This window comes from Mesorhizobium sp. WSM4813, from assembly GCF_055811555.1.
Genome location: NZ_JBVVQU010000012.1, coordinates 25,012 through 41,547, shown reverse-complemented (window position 1 = coordinate 41,547; position 16,536 = coordinate 25,012). Strand labels below are relative to the sequence as shown.

The window sequence follows — 16,536 nt, the reverse complement described above, 5'->3', positions numbered from 1 at the left end:
GGGATAGAATTAAGCACCTGGTTCTTGACAAGGCCGGCTCGCTCACCTTCTAGCAGTTGGTAGTCCGGTGGCTAAACAGCAGTGCTGGCTATTGCGTTCGCCAATTCGTATTCCGTGAACGGCTTGCTGAGAGTTTTCATCTCCCGAGCGCCCGGCAGTTCAGCGTAGCCCGTGGCTATTATGACGGGGATATTCGGCCATTTATCCTTGATTGCGCCGTATAACTGCAGGCCAGTCATCTTCGGCATCGCGTGATCCGTTATGACGAGGTCGAACGGCTTCTCCTTCAGCAGATCAAGCGCTGCCGCTGCCGAATGCGCCTCCGCGACGGTATGGCCGAGGTCCTCCAGCATTGCAGCGGTGTTCAACAACACCAGGGGATCGTCGTCCACCGCCAGAATCCGCAGAGAAGCAGCCGTGATGGTATTCGGGCTGAAAGCATCCTGATCGCGCGCGCGATCCGATGTCGCGGTCGTTGTCGCCAACCACAGTTCAGCCGTCGTACCCGCGCCCTTGCGACTCCTGAGAATCACGCGTCCTCCCATCTGTTCCATCATCCCATGCACCATCGAGAGACCCAGGCCTGTTCCCTTGCCGACTCCCTTCGTGGTGAAGAACGGTTCCGTCGCGCGGGCAAGCGTTTCTTCGTCCATTCCTTCGCCGTTGTCTGTCACTGAAAGGCAGACGTATTGCCCTGGTGCCAAACCAGCATCCTGACTTTGGCCGATGCTTTCCTCCCGGGCGGAGATCAAGATCGTCCCGCCGTCAGGCATTGCGTCCCTGGCGTTGACGCAAAGATTAAGCAGTGCGAGTTCGATTTGGCTTTCGTCAACCATGACCTGGTTGAGCGAAAGCGGAAATCTGGTCTCTATAATCGCCCTCGAGCCTAACGACCGCTCCAACAACTCCTTCATTCCCTGTATCAGGCCAATAAGATCGACAGGCTTGGGGTCGAGTTGCTGCCGCCGGGCAAAAGCCAGCATGCGCTGCGTCAACGACGCGCCCCGTTGTGCGCCAAGCACAGCATTGTCGAGGAGACGCAATAGCTGTGGAGCGTCGGGCAGCCTTTTGCGAAGCAGCTCAAGACTACCCAGAACCGCCATCAGCAAATTGTTGAAGTCGTGAGCGACCCCGCCCGTCAGCTTGCCGATCGCATCCATCTTTTGCGAATGAAAAAGGGCCTCACGCGCCTGATCCAATGATTCCTGCGCCTTCTTGCGCTCGGTGATATCGCGCGTGATCTTGGCGAAACCAAGGAGCTTGCCGTCCTCGTGCCGAATTGCGTCGATGACCACGTGGGACCAGAACGTGGTGCCGTCCTTTCGTACCCGCCAGCCTTCCCGTTCAAATCGTCCATCACGAGCAGCGGTTTCCAGCGCACTTTGAGGGCTGCCTCGCTCGCGATCCTCAGGCGTATAAAACTGCGAAAAGTGCTTGCCGATTATTTCATCTGCCGAATAACCTTTGATGCGCTCGGCACCCGAGTTCCAGCTGGTGATTGTTCCTTCAGGGTCGAGCATATAGATCGCATAGTCCGTCACCCCCTGAACCAGACGTTGAAACTGCTCCTGGCTTTTGCGGAGTTCATCCACTGCCTTCTTTCGCTCGGTAACATCACGGGTGACTTCGGCGAAGCCGGTCGATTTACCGCTGAGGTCGCGGATCGGATCAATAACGACATGAGCCCAGAAACGAGTCCCGTCGCGGCGGACCCGCCAGCCTTCGCTCTCAAACTTGCCCTCGCGGGCTGCTATTTCCAGAGCCCGCGCGGGCAGACCGCTTTCCCGATCCTCATCCGTATAAAAGCGTGAGAAATGCTGACCAATGATCTCGCTGGAGGAATAGCCTTTGAACCGCTCGGCGCCTGCGTTCCAACTCGTCACGATCCCCGACGGATCCAGCATATGGATTGCGTAGTCGGTGACGGCCTGGACGAGGACGCGATAACGATCCTCGTGGTCCCTGTCGGTGGTCCTTTGAATCATCCCCCCGTCCATCTACTTGGCTTAACTGCATAGAATGCTACTGCGCTGCAATTTGTTCCAGGCGACCTTCACCAAGGTGAAAGGATCGCAACGGCGTGCGCGTTGTGGGTCCTGCTGGCGATGCGAAGGCCCAAACGGCATTTATTGGTAAATCGAGCTGATTACTTGCCTCGCACGGGCGTGGCGATTACAGAAACGAGATCGGGAGAAATCGATGCGCCTCAGACCAGCGGCCCAACAGATCTGCAAGCTGTCATCTTTCGAACGCATTTGATACCCGACGATGGCTTACGATTCCCAGACTGTTGGACACGAGGCGGACATGGCAGAGCGAAAGAGACAGCCCGTTGTAAGTTCCGGTATTGGCGGCTTGGACGAAATTCTTCGCGGTGGACTGCCCGCTTCGAACTTCTACATAGTGCAGGGCGATCCAGGGGCAGGCAAGACAACCACTGCCTTGCAATTTTTGCGCGCTGGGGTGGCGGCCGGTGAACGCTGCATCTATGTCAGTCTTTCGCAAACCGCCTCTGAACTCCAGGCGATTGCGTCTTCACACGGCTGGACGCTCGACGGAATTCGTGTCGAAGAGCTTTCAGCTTCTGAGACCGTGAGTGGCGCGGCCGATCAAAGCATTTTCCAGACCGCCGACCTTCGGTTGGATGAGACGCGCAAGACGATCGAACGCGCGATCGAAGAACACAAACCACACAGGCTGGTTTACGACTCCCTGCTTGAAATCCGGCTGATCACCGGCGACACGCCGAGGTTTCGCCGCGAACTGATTGGCTTCAAGGCCTTTCTGGCCAAGCGCGGCATTGTGGCGGTTTTGCTCGACACTCAAACGAGAGGCGGTGATCACAACGGCGAAGAGATCGAGGGTATTGCTCATGGCGTCATCCGGCTTGATAAATCGCTCGAGGATTATGGAGCCGTGCGCCGGCGTATTGAGGTCAGCAAGATGCGGGGCGTGCCGTATGCCGACGGGTATCACGACATGGCCATTCGCGAGGGCGAAGGCGTCGTCGTGTTTCCGCGGATTGTACCCGGGTCGCCTCCCGAAGTCGCCAAGCCGCAACTGATCAAATCTGGGGTCGACGCTCTCGACGAGATGTTCGGCGGGGGCCAAGAATCGGGAACGATAACGCTGGTGATCGGTCAGTCTGGGACTGGCAAATCAACGATGTCGTCGCTTTACGCCACAGCGGCTCTCCAGCGAGGCGAGAATGTTGCCCTGTTCCTGTTTGAAGAGCGGCTGGAAACCTTTTTTCGCCGGTCCGAGGGCTTGGGGATGGACCTGCGGCAGTTCTACAAGGACGGTCAACTCGTCATCTACGATTTCAGCCCGAACGAAATCTCGCCGGGCGAATTCGGCCAGATCGTGCAGCAAGTGGTCAGCCGCAATAATACTCGCGTTGTGGTGATTGATAGCTTCACCGGCTATCTGAATTCGCTGCCTCATCGCGAAAAAGCGGTGCTCGATATCCAGTCTCTCTTGAAGCATCTCGCACGTGCGGACGTGCTGACCATGCTCATTGTCGCTCAGCACGGGTTGCTCGGACAGAATGTCGGGATCGACGTGGATGTCAGTTTTCTCGGCGATACGGTGCTTCTTCTTCGCATGGCCGAGCATGAGGGCCGGCTAAGGCGCAACATCACGGTCGTCAAGAAGCGCCACGGCCCGCACGACCTCGATGTCCGGGAGCTCTTCATCGCGAGTTCCGGTGTTTCGGTTGTTGCCTATAATCCTTTGCCTGAGACGTGAGTGACACGGAGAACAACGGCCTGGAAACACTCGATTGGGCGCTCATTTTGGCGCCCTATCGCAAGGATGCCTCGTACATGGCCTCCCTGCTGCAAGAGCGCGGCGTTCATGCCAAAACTGCCAACACCGCAGATTTGGAGAATCTGCTTAAAGAATCCCCCGGAGTGCTTGTCGTTACGCATGAAGCCCTAGATCCAGCGGCAACCGCTACAATCGCCAGATTCCTTCAGCGCCAGCCGAACTGGTCGGAAATCCCAATCGTAGTCCTTCTCGACCGTGCGGCGTCCCAGTCGCGCATCCAGGCGGCCCTGAGTGCTGCTTGGCCACATTCACGCCAGATATTCTATCAACGTCCCGTGGCGGCGCTGGAACTGATAAGCGGCATCCAGTCCGCACTCCTCACCAGAGCCCGTCAGCGCGACGTGCGCGATTACCTCGAGCGGGAGACGGAGCTGCGGCGCGAGCTCAATCATCGGGTGAAAAACATCCTGGCAAGCGTCGTATCCATCTTCGAAATGACGCAGCGCGGCGCAACCTCGGCAGACGGCTTGGCGGAAGACTTCAAAGGACGATTGAGAGCGTTGTCGAATGTTCATTCTGCGGTCTTTGATGCAGGAGGTGAGACGGTGCCCTTGATGGATGTCCCGAATTCGATCCTTGCGCCGTACAGCTCGGACGGACAAAGCGGCATCAGCATTGAGGGACCTGAGGTGCCGCTTTCGCGCGAGGCCGCCACAACCCTCGCCCTCTGCCTTCATGAACTCGCGACAAACGCCATCAAATATGGTGGCTTATCCCAGCCCGAAGGCAAGGTTCGTTTGGAATGGAAGATCGCCTCGAGCCCGGAACCAACGCTGACGCTGAGGTGGACCGAATCGGGTGGGCCGTCGGTCGTCGAACCCTCGCGAGTAGGATATGGAACACGGTATATGCGCGCCGCTTTGACAAGCCTGTTTGGAGAGCCTCCTGATCTTATCTTCGCGCCGGACGGCCTGCATTTCTCGATCCGCGGTCTACTTTCCCGCCTCTCTCCAGAACCAACCGACTAGTCTGGCGGCACCGTTGGCTCGTTGCGGCGGGAAACGCCATGATCAGTGCTGCGCATGATGAGCGGCAGGCCTATCGGGCTGTTCCTGGTATCTGGTCGCCCGGTCAATTCGCGGAACTGATGAGCCGCCTCCCGGCAGGAACGCGAGCAGCCCCGTCGGAAGGGCCCGGCATCGCGCCATCAGACCAAATCAGGCCAAAACTCCGGTCGCCCTGGCGCGTGCCAGAAGCCGCTCGGCTAGCCGCAAATGCGGCCGGTCGTACATCTTGCCGCCGATGCCAACGACGCCGGGATTTCCAGCCGCCTCGAAAGCCTGGACGATCGCCAGAGAGTGCTTCACCGCCTCGGCCGACGGCGTGAAGGCGGCGTTGATGACCGGCACTTGCGCCGGATGGATCGCCATCTTGCCGGTGAAGCCGTCGCGCTCTGCCTCGGCGCATTCCGCCTCGAAGCCGGCCATGTCGCGAAAACTGGGGAAAACCGTGTCAATCGCCGCGACTTCCGCGGCAGCCGCGGCAAGGATGGTCATTGTGCGGGCAAAGCGGAACACATTGGTGTAGCGGCCATTCTCGTCGCGGGCCGTGCGCGCACCGATTGCTGCCGAGAGATCTTCCGCGCCCCAAGTGATACCGACAAGCCGCACGCTTGCGTTGGCGTAGGTCGCAGCCGCCAGCACGCCGGCAGCTGTTTCGGTGATGATCGGCAGGATTTTTATCGCACCATCCGGCAGCCCGCTTTCGGCCTCGTGCACTCTGAGCTTGGCCGAGAGATGCTGGACATCCTGTCCGCTGTTCGACTTCGGCAGCATGATGCCGTCGGGTTTCACTGGCAGGAGTGCCGCCAGATCGTCATCCGTTAGGCCGGTCGAGAGATCGTTGATGCGGACATAGATTGCGGATCTGGTTTGATGCCTTTGTTCGGGGATGAAGCGTGCGGCGACGTCTCGTGCCAGAGCCTTGTTTTGTGGCGCGACCGAATCCTCGAGATCGACGATGACCACGTCGGCGCCGGCGTCAAAGGCCTTTTCCAGCTTCTTTTCGGAATCGCCGGGAACGAACAGCAGCGAGCGCATCGGTCAGGCCGCCTTCTTCATCATCATCGCCTGCCTCGTGCATTTGGCGACGAGCACGTCGTTCTGATTATAGGCGCGGTGCTCGAATTCGACGATGCCGCGGTCCGGCTTCGACCTGGAGTCGCGCACCGACACCACCGTCGTCTCGACGCGGATGGTGTCGCCGTGGAAGACAGGATGCGGAAACACCGTCTCCTTCATGCCGAGATTGGCGATGGTGGAGCCGACGGTGATGTCGTTCACCGAAATGCCGATCATCAGGCCCAGCGTGAACAGCGAATTGACCAGCGGCTTGCCCCATTCGCTCTTTGCGGCGAAGTCGAAATCGATGTGCAGCGGTTGCGGGTTCAGCGTCATTACCGAAAACAGCATGTTGTCGCTTTCGGTGACGGTTTTCCGCAGCGTGTGCCGGAAGACATGGCCGACGACGAACTCTTCCAGATAAAGCCCGGCCATGCTCGATCTCCTCCGCTGCCGCATCGGCCTGAAAATCGGAATCGATGTTCGGAAAGCACGATGCGAAGATTCAAAGTGTTAGAGCGTACTTCTGTGCGTCCGCTCTAAGGGGTTGATAGGCGCTGCATACCGCGCTCGCAAGCCAGTTAACAAACATGGTGAACCGTTCGTAAACCATTTCTGCCTACGGTCTTCACTGGGGCGGGAACGGACTCGGGTTAGGGGCGTAGCGGACGGCATGGTTGTTTCGCATTTCCTGAAATGGATCTACACGGCCAAGGTTTCGGAGCGCGCTGCTGCGGCAAGCGCTCTGGCTCGCGCCTACATCAATGCCGATTTGCATTTCGAGGACCGCTGCGCGGCGGAGGCCGCGCTGACGCTGCTGCTCGACGATGCTTCGTCGAAAGTGCGGCTGGCTATTGCAGAGGCGCTGTCGATGAGCCATCACGCGCCGCTGCAGATCATCAGCGCACTGGCGTCCGATCAACCGGAAGTCGCAAGCCTGGTGCTGGCACGTTCGCCGCTGCTGACCGATGCTGATCTGATCGACCGCGTTGCCGGCGGCCAGAACGCGACGCAGAAACTGATCGCCGATCGTGCGCGCGTCTCCATGGCGGTTGCCGCGGCGATTGCCGAAATCGGCGAGCCGGAGGCCTGCGCCACGCTTCTCGCCAACAGCGGCGCCGACATCGCTTCGCTCAGCTTCCGCCGTATCGCCGAACGCCATGGCCATCTGCCTTCGATGCGCGAAGCGCTGATATCAGATGCGCGTCTGCCCGCCGACTGCCGGCATATGCTGCTGATTAAACTTGGTGAAACGCTTAAAGGCTCGCCGCTGGTGGTGGCGCTGATGGGCCATGCCAGAGCCGAGCGCGTCATGCGCGACGCCTGCGTCAAGGCTTCCCTGACGCTGATCGAAGGCACGCGCCAGGAGGAACATGCGGCGCTCATCGAGCATCTGCGCCTGCGCGGCGACCTGACCGCAAGCTTCATCATTCGCACCATCGCGCATGGCAAGGTCGATTTCTTCGGCTCGGCGCTGGTCGCGCTCAGCCAGCAATCCGAACCACGGGTGAGGGCGCTTCTGGCCGGCGGGCACGACGTGGCGCTGCAGGCACTGTTCCGCAGCGCCGGCTTGGCCGCGGCCACGCACGCGATCATCCTGCGTGCGCTGAAGATCTGGCGCGAGGTCGCCAATGGCAAGCGCCTTGCAGGCGTCCAGGAAGTCAGCTGGCTGATGCTGAAGGAATTGGGCGGGCAGTCCGCCGAAGGCGATCTCGCCGGATTGGTAAAATCAATCCATCTCGATGCGCTGCGCGAAAACGCGCGCGGCCATGCGCTGGCAATAGCGGCGGCCTGACACTCAAACGGACTGTCTGCGGTTGCCGGCAAGCCAGAAGCTCGGGCATTTTACAACACCCGAGCAAGAAATCAGGACCGGCCGATGTTCAGAATCGGTAATTGACGCCGAACTTCACGGTCGAGAACTCTGCCGTGGCGCTGAAGTCGGAGCCGTCGCTGTCGTAGCGCCAATCTCCGAGATCAGTGTAGAGATACTCGACCTTGGCAGTCCATTGCTGCGTGATGCCGTATTCAATACCTGCACCCACCGTCCAGCCGACCTGAGTCTCCTCGCCGTCTTGCAACGTGGGAGCATTTTCGATGCGTGCATCCACGCCTCCGATCGCCACACCACCGGTTACGTATGGCAGAATATTGTCGAAAGCATAGCCCGCCCTGCCGCGAATTGTGGCAAGCCAGTTGACTTCCGTCTCGCACGCGCCCGACCCGCAATTGAACGAGTTGAACAAAGCTGGCCCGTGGGAACCTTCTATGCCCGACCAGGCAATGTCTGCCTCGACGCCAAGAACGTATTGGTCCATCTGGTAGTTGTAGCCCAGGGCGACGCCGCCAATGACCCCGTCGATGTCCAGATCTCCCGTCTCACCGGGCGGATTGAGATGTTCGGTGTCACCAAAACCGTAGCCGATAAATCCGCCCAAATAGGCGCCGCTCCAGTTGTAGCCCGACTCAACGGGAAGTGTATCGATCACAGCGTCGGCCGAGATCGCAACCTCGGATGAGCCTATAACGAGAATGGATGCGAGAAGAATCTTGCGCATAATTTGCCCCCTAATATTGATATCAAACCACTACCTTAGACTGCTGGCTTTGGTCCATATGTGCGCTCTCCCTTCGCGGCGGTTGGACAACGGTTCCTCTTTTTTGTTGCAAATAGGACACGAAATTGCAGAAGTCGTCGGATTTCAAAGCAGCAGACTCAACTATTTCGGCGCTTTCAGCGCTGCTTGACACGACAAAGCATCACAGGCGTTGCCTCGCTTCGCACGGTGATGCCAGCCACATACTGCCTTGCAACAGTGACGGTCGCCGTTTGCGGTTCGCCGAACAGAAGACGCTCAGATGTCCAGCACTTCCGTCTCGGCGAATTCCGCACGTTCCTGGATGAAGCGGAAGCGGGCTTCCGGTTTGGTGCCCATCAGCGCGTCGACCGCATCCTTGGTCGCCGCCTCGGCGTCGATCACATCGACCCTGAGCAGCGTGCGCTTCCTCGGGTCCATGGTGGTTTCCTTGAGCTGGGCGGCCATCATTTCGCCCAGGCCCTTGAAGCGGCCGATTTCGACCTTGCCGCGCCCGGTGAACTCGGTCCGCAGAAGTTCGTCCTTGTGCGCATCGTCGCGGGCATAGGCGACCTTGCCGCCTTGCCGGATCGAGTAGAGCGGCGGCACCGCCAGATAGAGATGGCCGTCGCGGACCAGGCTCGGCATCTCCTGATAGAAGAAGGTGATCAGCAACGAGGCGATGTGGGCGCCGTCGACGTCGGCGTCGGTCATGATGATGACCCGGTCGTAGCGCAGATCCTGATCGCGGTATTTCGAGCGCGTGCCACAACCAAGCGCCTGGATCAGGTCGGAAATCTGCTGGTTGCCGGCAAGCTTGTCGTTGCCGGCGCTGGCGACGTTGAGGATCTTGCCGCGCAGCGGCAGCACTGCCTGGCTGGCGCGGTCGCGCGCCTGTTTCGCCGAGCCACCGGCCGAATCGCCCTCGACGATGAAAAGCTCGGCGCCGGCAGCGGCATTCTGCGTGCAGTCGGCGAGCTTGCCGGGCAGCCGCAGCTTGCGCACCGCGCTCTTGCGCGAGACTTCCTTTTCCTGGCGGCGGCGCACCCGTTCGTCGGCACGCGCGATCACCCATTCGAGCAGCTTCGAAGCTTCCTGCGGGTTGTCGGCCAGCCAGTGATCGAAGGGGTCTCGGATGGCGGTCTCGACGATCCTGATCGCCTCGATCGTCGCCAGCCTGTCCTTGGTCTGGCCGACGAATTCCGGCTCGCGGATGAACACCGACAGCATGCCCGCCGCCGAGATCATGACGTCTTCAGAGGTGACGATCGAAGCACGCTTGTTGCCGACCAGATCGGCATAGGCGCGTAGGCCGCGCGTCAAAACGTTGCGGAAGCCGGCCTCGTGCGTGCCGCCTTCGCCGGTCGGGATGGTGTTGCAGTAGGAATTGAGGAACCCGTCGCCGCCGAACCAGGTCACTGCCCATTCGAGCGAGCCGTGGCCGCCTTGCCTGTCGCTCTTGCCGGCGAAGATTTCGCGGGTGACCTGGAATTCGTCGCCGAGCGAGGCTTTCAGATAGTCCTTGAGGCCACCGGGAAAATGGAACTCGGCCTTGGCCGGCGTCGTGTCCTTCTCCTTGATCAGCGAGGGGTCGCAGGTCCAGCGGATTTCGACGCCGCCGAACAGATAGGCCTTCGAGCGCGTCATGCGGTAGAGCCGCGCCGGCTCGAATGCCGCACCCTTGCCGAAGATCTGCTCGTCGGGATGGAAGCGTATCTTGGTGCCGCGCCGGTTATGCACCTCGCCGAGCTGCTCCAGGCCGGTCACCGGAACGCCGCGCGAAAAACGCTGGCGATAGAGCTGGCGCCCGCGCGCGACTTCGACCTCGAGATGGTCCGACAGCGCGTTGACGACGGAGACGCCGACCCCGTGCAGGCCGCCTGAGGTTTCGTAGACCTTGCTGTCGAACTTGCCGCCCGAATGCAACGTGGTCATGATGACTTCGAGCGCCGGCTTCTTGAATTTCGGATGCGGATCGACCGGAATGCCGCGGCCATTGTCGGTCACGGCCAGATATCCATCGGCCGAAAGCTCGACATCGATGAAGGTCGCGTGGCCGGCGACCGCCTCGTCCATCGCGTTGTCGATGACCTCGGCGAACAAATGGTGCATCGCCTTGTCGTCGGTGCCGCCGATATACATGCCGGGTCGCCGCCGCACCGGCTCCAGCCCTTCCAGAACCTCGATGTCGGCGGCACTGTAGCTCTCGCTGCTGTCGCGGGATGCCGGGCGCTTCGCCGCCTGCACCAGCGGGTCAGCCGGGCGCGCGGTTGCGCGAACCGGTTGCGGCTGCTTGTCCATAGTGCCGAAAAGATCGTTATTGTCGTCCATGCTGGTCCTGGATTCCGATGCTGCGAATCACCACCCGATACTGCCACGCTTTTTGCGGGCAGGCGACGGAGGTTCCTGTTACGTTCGAGGATAGAGCCTCTTACTGCAAAACCATCCGACAACCAAGCGGCGGAAATGGGTCGAAAACTCCGGCCTCCAGGGGGTTGCCGCATCGGCCACCCTCATTGCGTGTGCGCGGGAATGAGGGGGCAGTCTGCTTCGCAGTCGGCTGGTTCTACTCCGCCGCCCCCAGATACTCCGACAGCGGCGGGCAGGAGCAGACGAGGTTTCGGTCGCCGGCGACATTGTCGATGCGCGACACCGGCGGCCAGTATTTGGCTGATGTGTCGGCATCACCGGCCGGGTAGGCCGCCTCCAGCCGCGAATAGGGATGGGTCCACTGGCCGGCCAGCGCCTCGGCCGCGGTATGCGGCGCATTGACCAGCGGATTGTCGGCTAGGGGCCATTCGCCTTTCGCCACCTTGGCTGCCTCGCCCGATATCGCGGTCATCGCCTCGCAGAAGCGATCGAGTTCGCTCTTGGGCTCGGATTCGGTCGGCTCGATCATTAGCGTGCCGGCCACCGGAAACGACATGGTCGGTGCATGGAAACCATAATCGATCAGCCGCTTGGCGATATCGTCAACGCTGATGCCGGAGCTCTCCTTGAGCACGCGGGTGTCGAGGATGCACTCATGGGCGATGCGATCGTGCCTGCCCTTGTAGAGGAGCGGGAAGTGCGGTGCGAGCCGCGTCGCCACGTAGTTGGCGGAAACGATCGCCGTCTCGGTGGCCTGCTTGAGGCCGGAAGCGCCCATCATGCGGATATACATCCAGGTGATCGGCAGGATCGAAGCGCTGCCGAACGGTGCGGCCGACACGGCATGGCCCGAGCCTTCGGTGACGTGGCCGGGCAGATACGGCTTCAGATGCGCCTTGACGCCGATCGGGCCGACGCCGGGACCGCCGCCGCCATGCGGGATGCAAAAGGTCTTGTGCAGGTTCATGTGGCAGACGTCGGCGCCGATGTCGCCGGGGCGAGCGAGGCCGACCAAGGCGTTGAGGTTGGCGCCGTCGAAATAGACCTGGCCGCCGTGCTCGTGGATGAGGGCGCAGAGGTGGCGCGCGCCTTCCTCGTATACGCCATGCGTCGAGGGATAGGTGAACATAAGCGCGGCGAGATTCTTGGAATGCTCGTTGGCCTTGGCACTCATATCGTCCATGTCGATATTGCCGTCTTCCAAGCAACGCACGACGACGACGCTCATGCCGGCCATCGCCGCACTCGCCGGATTGGTGCCATGCGCGGATGACGGAATCAGGCAGACGGTGCGGTGGCCTTCGCCGCGCGAGCGGTGATAGCTGCGAATGGCGAGCAGCCCGGCATACTCGCCCTGGCTGCCGGCATTGGGCTGCAGGCTGACCGCATCGAAGCCGGTGATCTCCGACAGCCAGCCTTCCAGTTCGCCGACCATCGCGCGATAGCCCGCCGAATGCTCGGCCGGCGCGAATGGATGCAGATTGGCGACGCTTGGCCAGCTCACCGGTATCATCTCGGCGGCGGCGTTGAGCTTCATCGTGCAGGAGCCGAGCGGGATCATGGCGCGGTCGAGCGCCAGGTCCTTGTCGGCCAGCCGTCGCAAGAAGCGCATCATCTCCGTTTCCGAGTGGTTTTCCTGGAAGACCGGCTGGCTGAGAAACGCCTTGCCGCGCGGCTTTCCGGGCATGGTGCTGCTGGTAACGGCGCCTGCCTTGGCGCCGAACAGTGCTGCGATGGTGTCCAGATCGGCAACGGTCGAGGTCTCGTCAAAGCTTATGCCGATGTGGTCGGCGTCGATGACGCGCAGCAATCGGCCGGTCTTTTCAGCAGCCGCGGCGATCGCGCCGGCTCTGCCTTTCACTTCCACCGTCACCGTGTCGAAGCGGCTTGCGCCAAGCACCGAAATTCCTGACGCGGTGAGACCGGCTGCCAGCCGGTTGGCCAATGAATGGATTCGGCCGGCAATCGCCTGCAGCCCGGCAGGGCCATGCCAGATCGCATAGGCCGTCGCCATGTTTGCGAGCAGCGCCTGCGCGGTGCAGATGTTGGAGGTCGCCTTGTCGCGGCGGATATGCTGTTCGCGCGTCTGCAGCGCAAGGCGATAGCCGGGCCGGCCCTTGCTGTCGGTGGACTGACCGACAAGGCGGCCGGGCATCAGCCGCGTCAGCCTGTCGGAAACGGCGCAGTAGGCGGCGTGCGGCCCGCCAAAGCCCATCGGCACGCCGAAACGCTGCATCGGGCCGACGGCGATGTCGGCGCCAAGCTTAGCCGGCGCGTCGGTCAGCGTCAGGGCAAGCGGATCGGCAATGAAGACGACCAGCGCGCCGATGGCGCGGGCCTTCTCGATTGCCGCCTTGTGGTCGCCGTAGACGCCAAATGTATCGGGCCAAGAGACCAGCAGAGCGGCGGTGTTGTCGTCGATCGTATCGCCGTCGACCTCGATGCCGAGCGGTTCAGCGCGGGTGCGCACGACGTCGAGCGTCTGCGGGTGCGGGGTGCCGGCAAGCGCCACCTTGGTCCGCTTGTCGCGATGATGGCGTAACGCAATTCCGACCGCCTCGGCCACCGCTGTCGCTTCATCGAGCAGCGAGGCAGACGCCACCGGCAGCCCGGTCAGCTCAGTGACCAGCGTCTGGAAATTGAACAGCATTTCGAGCCGGCCCTGACTGATCTCGGCCTGGTAGGGCGTGTAGGCCGTATACCAGGCCGGATTCTCGAACAGATTGCGCTGGATGACCGGCGGCACGTGGACGCAGTGGTAGCCGGCGCCGATGAAGCTCTTCAGAACTTTATTTTTCGCCATCGTCGCTGAAAGCTCGGCCAGCGCCTCCGCTTCGCTCGCGGGGGCGGGCAAGGCCAGCGGCCGGTCGAGCCGGATCGATTTCGGCACTGCCTGGCTGATCAGCGTCTCGACTGAGGGAACGCCGATCGTCGCCAGCATGGCTCTGACATCATTGAGGCCGGGGCCAATATGGCGGGCCGAGAAGGCGTAGGGTGCTGCGGTCATCTTCCTGGTCCTGCTATCAACCAATATGGGCTTTGTAGGCTGCCTCATCCAGGAGGCCTTCGAGTTGGCTTTCATCGGCCAGCCTCATCTTCCACAGCCAGCCGTCGCTGGTCGCCGCCGAATTGACCAAGGACGGGTCGGAGGAAAGCGAGGTGTTGGCCTCGGTGATCTCGCCGTCGGCCGGTGCATAGACGTCCGATGCCGCCTTGACGGATTCGACCACGACGGCCGTATCGCCCTTGGCCAGCTTTTTCCCAAGCTCCGGCAATTCGACGAAGACGAGATCGCCGAGCTGTTCCTGCGCGTAGTCGGTGATGCCAACGGTGGCGATACCGCCTTCGACGCGGAGCCATTCGTGATCTTTGGTGAAATAGGTCTTTGCCATGAAATTCATCCTTTGCGGTAGCGATGGGGCGTGAAGGGCAGGGGATTGATATCGACCGGGATTTTCGTCCCGCGAACGTCGGCGAAGAGTTTCGTGCCTGGTTTGGCCAGCGACGTCTGGACATAACCCATGGCGACCGGATGGGCGGCCGAGGGGCCGAAGCCGCCGGAGGTGACGTGGCCGGCGGGATTGCCGTCGGCGTCGAAAAGGGCAGCGCCGGTGCGCACCGGCTGGCGGCCTTCCGACTTCAGGCCGACGCGCTTCTGCGCCGGGCCGCGCTCCAGGATTGAACGCAATGCGTCGGCGCCGATGAAAGCGCCAGAGGCGCGAACCTCCTTCGGGATCGCCCACATCAGCCCGGCGCTGGCCGGGTCGATCTCAGGCGTGATGTCCAGTCCGTGCAGGCACAGCCCCGCTTCGAGCCGCAGGCTGTCACGGGCGGCCAGCCCAACCCACATCACGCGCTCGTCCTCGAGCAGTTTGGCGACGAGATTTCGCGCATTCGCTGCCGGCAGGCCGATCTCGAAACCGTCTTCACCGGTATAGCCCGACCGGCTCATGAACCAGTTCTCGCGGGGTTCAAAGCCGTGCATGAACAGCAGCGATCCGGTCTCGATGCCGGCGCGGGACAAGGCGGCCCAGGCTTCGGGTCCTTGGACCGCCAGGAAGACGCGGTCGAGTGCGTCCACCTTGGCATCGAAATTCTCGGCAAGCTCACGAAGGTGTTTTTCGTCGGCTTCGGCATTGCCGGCATTGGCGACGATCATGAAGCGCGCCTGGCCAAGCCTGGTGACGATCAGATCGTCAACGATGCCGGCCGCTTCATTGAGAAAGAACGTGTATTTGGATTGGGAAATCTCAAGTGCGCCGGCGTCGAACGGACAGGCTCGGTTCAGAAGCGCGACGCTGCCCGAGCCACTGATCTCGAACAGCTTCATGTGCGAGATGTCGAACAGCCCGGCATGCTCGCGGGTATGAAGGTGCTCCTTCATCACGCCGGCCGGATAGGTCAGCGGCATCGACCAGCCGGCGAACGCGCCAAAGCGCGCACCGGCGGCCACGTGCAGATCTTCGAGGGGAAGGTGTTTGGTGTCGTCGCCCGTCATGTCATCTCCAGAGTCGCACGCAATCGGCCGCGAATGGCGACCAGTCCGTGCCCCTCTGTCTGAAGCCTGAGAGACTCGCGCCCCGTAACTCTGTCGGCAGCGCTTACACCTTCGGCGCGGGGGCAAGCCCCGACTTTCCAGAGTGTCTTTCCCGTCTACGGTTCTTTTGCCTGAGAGATTTCGGGCGATTTCCCCTTCGGCGGCAGCTCTCGCTGCTCTCTCCCGCAAACAGGTAGGACTCAATTTGAGCCCTCGACTCGTCATCCATAACCTGTGGGCGACACCTTGTCACCTGCCAGCGACACCTTACCGACAAGTCTTCGCTAACCACGCCGTCGGGTTTTCTCAAGATACTGCTGACGTAGCGCCGGCGATGACAGCGACGGTGATTACTGAGCGTCGTTCCGGGTTCGGTCAAATGCCGCCGTACCAGTCGTAGCCATTGTCCTCCCAGTAGCCGCCCCTGCCGCCGCCGATAGTGGCGAAATCGTCGACCAGTTCGATCTTACGGAGATATTTCGGCATCTTGTAGCCGATCTGGCGCTCGACACGGACACGCAACGGCGCGCCGTTCTCGACCGGCAGCGGCTTGCCGTTCAAGCCATAGGCAAGGATCGTCTGCGGGTGACGGGCATCGATCAGGTCGATCGACCCGTAATATTTGATGTCGCCAGACAGGCTGCGGTCGATCGTGTCGAGGCAATGGAACATGACGTAGCGCGCCTGCGGCTTGACCACCGCCTGATCAAGCACCAGCGACAGCGGCGTGCCGGTCCATTTGGCGATGCAACTCCAGCCTTCGACGCAGTCGTGGCGGGTGATCTGGGTGCGACTTGGCATGTTCATCAGCTGCTCGCGGGTTAGCGACAGCGACTTTTCGACGAGGCCGGAAACCTCTAGCCGCCAGTCGGCGAAATTGTTGGCGAGCAGGCCCTTGTAGACATCGTCCTCCGGCGCGGTGACGCCGTTCGGCCGTTGCGGCTGGCGAATGTCGGCTTCGGTGAATTCCGGCGCCAGCGAATCGCCGGCGAGCAGGCGTTGCGCGCGCCAGGTTAGCCCGTTGGCGCCTTCGAGGAAGCTGCGCAGGCCGTCGCCGACGCGAAGCTGGCTGTCGAAGGCATCGCAACCCGACAGCATGATACCGGAGACGCCGAGGCTGGCCGAGGTCAGGAATTTCCTGCGGCTGATCACAAACTTCGCCATC

General features: G+C 61.5%; 12 protein-coding genes and 1 riboswitch. Of the genes, 3 read left to right on the top strand and 9 right to left on the bottom strand.

Annotated elements, in window-relative coordinates; genetic code table 11:
- Positions 1 to 71: 71 nt before the first annotated feature.
- Positions 72 to 1,985, bottom strand: coding sequence for a hybrid sensor histidine kinase/response regulator (locus tag AC0L25_RS09065; RefSeq protein ID WP_473595185.1), 1,914 nt, complete (start codon positions 1,983 to 1,985; stop codon positions 72 to 74).
- Positions 1,986 to 2,307: 322 nt separating this feature from the next.
- On the opposite strand from AC0L25_RS09065, the gene AC0L25_RS09060 reads away from it, so the two are divergent.
- Both AC0L25_RS09060 and AC0L25_RS09055 read left to right on the top strand, forming a co-directional pair.
- Complete coding sequence (locus AC0L25_RS09060) at positions 2,308 to 3,747, top strand: DUF7125 family protein (protein WP_473595184.1); 1,440 nt, start codon at positions 2,308 to 2,310, stop codon at positions 3,745 to 3,747.
- A 77-nt stretch (positions 3,748 to 3,824) separates the two neighbouring features.
- Complete coding sequence (locus AC0L25_RS09055) at positions 3,825 to 4,796, top strand: sensor histidine kinase (RefSeq protein WP_473595260.1); 972 nt, start codon at positions 3,825 to 3,827, stop codon at positions 4,794 to 4,796.
- Positions 4,797 to 4,985: 189 nt separating this feature from the next.
- On the opposite strand, the gene AC0L25_RS09050 is transcribed toward AC0L25_RS09055, so the two are convergent.
- Together AC0L25_RS09050 and AC0L25_RS09045 are read right to left on the bottom strand one after the other, a co-directional pair.
- The gene (locus tag AC0L25_RS09050; protein WP_473595183.1) at positions 4,986 to 5,867 is read right to left on the bottom strand and encodes an HpcH/HpaI aldolase/citrate lyase family protein; all 882 of its coding nucleotides are present in this window, start codon (positions 5,865 to 5,867) and stop codon (positions 4,986 to 4,988) included.
- Positions 5,868 to 5,870: 3 nt separating this feature from the next.
- The gene (locus AC0L25_RS09045) at positions 5,871 to 6,347 is read right to left on the bottom strand and encodes a MaoC family dehydratase (RefSeq protein ID WP_473595182.1); all 477 of its coding nucleotides are present in this window, start codon (positions 6,345 to 6,347) and stop codon (positions 5,871 to 5,873) included.
- Positions 6,348 to 6,561: 214 nt separating this feature from the next.
- On the opposite strand from AC0L25_RS09045, the gene AC0L25_RS09040 reads away from it, so the two are divergent.
- On the top strand, positions 6,562 to 7,683 hold the full coding sequence (locus AC0L25_RS09040) for a DUF2336 domain-containing protein (protein ID WP_473595181.1): 1,122 nt from the start codon (positions 6,562 to 6,564) through the stop codon (positions 7,681 to 7,683).
- 88 nt (positions 7,684 to 7,771) lie between these two features.
- On the opposite strand, the gene AC0L25_RS09035 is transcribed toward AC0L25_RS09040, so the two are convergent.
- The 6 genes from AC0L25_RS09035 to AC0L25_RS09010 all read right to left on the bottom strand — a co-directional run bounded on the left by AC0L25_RS09035 (position 7,772) and on the right by AC0L25_RS09010 (position 16,535).
- Positions 7,772 to 8,446 carry an outer membrane protein gene (locus AC0L25_RS09035; RefSeq protein ID WP_473595180.1) on the bottom strand — a complete coding sequence of 225 codons (675 nt, stop codon included), beginning with the start codon at positions 8,444 to 8,446 and terminating at the stop codon, positions 7,772 to 7,774.
- Between the two features lie 297 nt (positions 8,447 to 8,743).
- Entirely contained in the window at positions 8,744 to 10,795 is a 2,052-nt protein-coding gene (gene parE / locus AC0L25_RS09030) for a DNA topoisomerase IV subunit B (protein ID WP_473595179.1), read from the bottom strand.
- A 235-nt stretch (positions 10,796 to 11,030) separates the two neighbouring features.
- Complete coding sequence (gene gcvP / locus AC0L25_RS09025; protein ID WP_473595178.1) at positions 11,031 to 13,841, bottom strand: aminomethyl-transferring glycine dehydrogenase; 2,811 nt, start codon at positions 13,839 to 13,841, stop codon at positions 11,031 to 11,033.
- Positions 13,842 to 13,857: 16 nt separating this feature from the next.
- The gene (gcvH, locus tag AC0L25_RS09020) at positions 13,858 to 14,226 is read right to left on the bottom strand and encodes a glycine cleavage system protein GcvH (protein WP_473595177.1); all 369 of its coding nucleotides are present in this window, start codon (positions 14,224 to 14,226) and stop codon (positions 13,858 to 13,860) included.
- 5 nt (positions 14,227 to 14,231) lie between these two features.
- The gene (gene gcvT, locus AC0L25_RS09015; protein WP_473595176.1) at positions 14,232 to 15,332 is read right to left on the bottom strand and encodes a glycine cleavage system aminomethyltransferase GcvT; all 1,101 of its coding nucleotides are present in this window, start codon (positions 15,330 to 15,332) and stop codon (positions 14,232 to 14,234) included.
- 148 nt (positions 15,333 to 15,480) lie between these two features.
- Positions 15,481 to 15,567: riboswitch (glycine riboswitch) on the bottom strand.
- A gap of 179 nt (positions 15,568 to 15,746) precedes the next feature.
- A complete protein-coding gene (locus AC0L25_RS09010) occupies positions 15,747 to 16,535 on the bottom strand; it encodes a molybdopterin-binding protein (protein ID WP_473595175.1) in 789 nt (262 codons plus the stop codon).
- Between the last annotated feature and the right edge of the window lies 1 nt (position 16,536).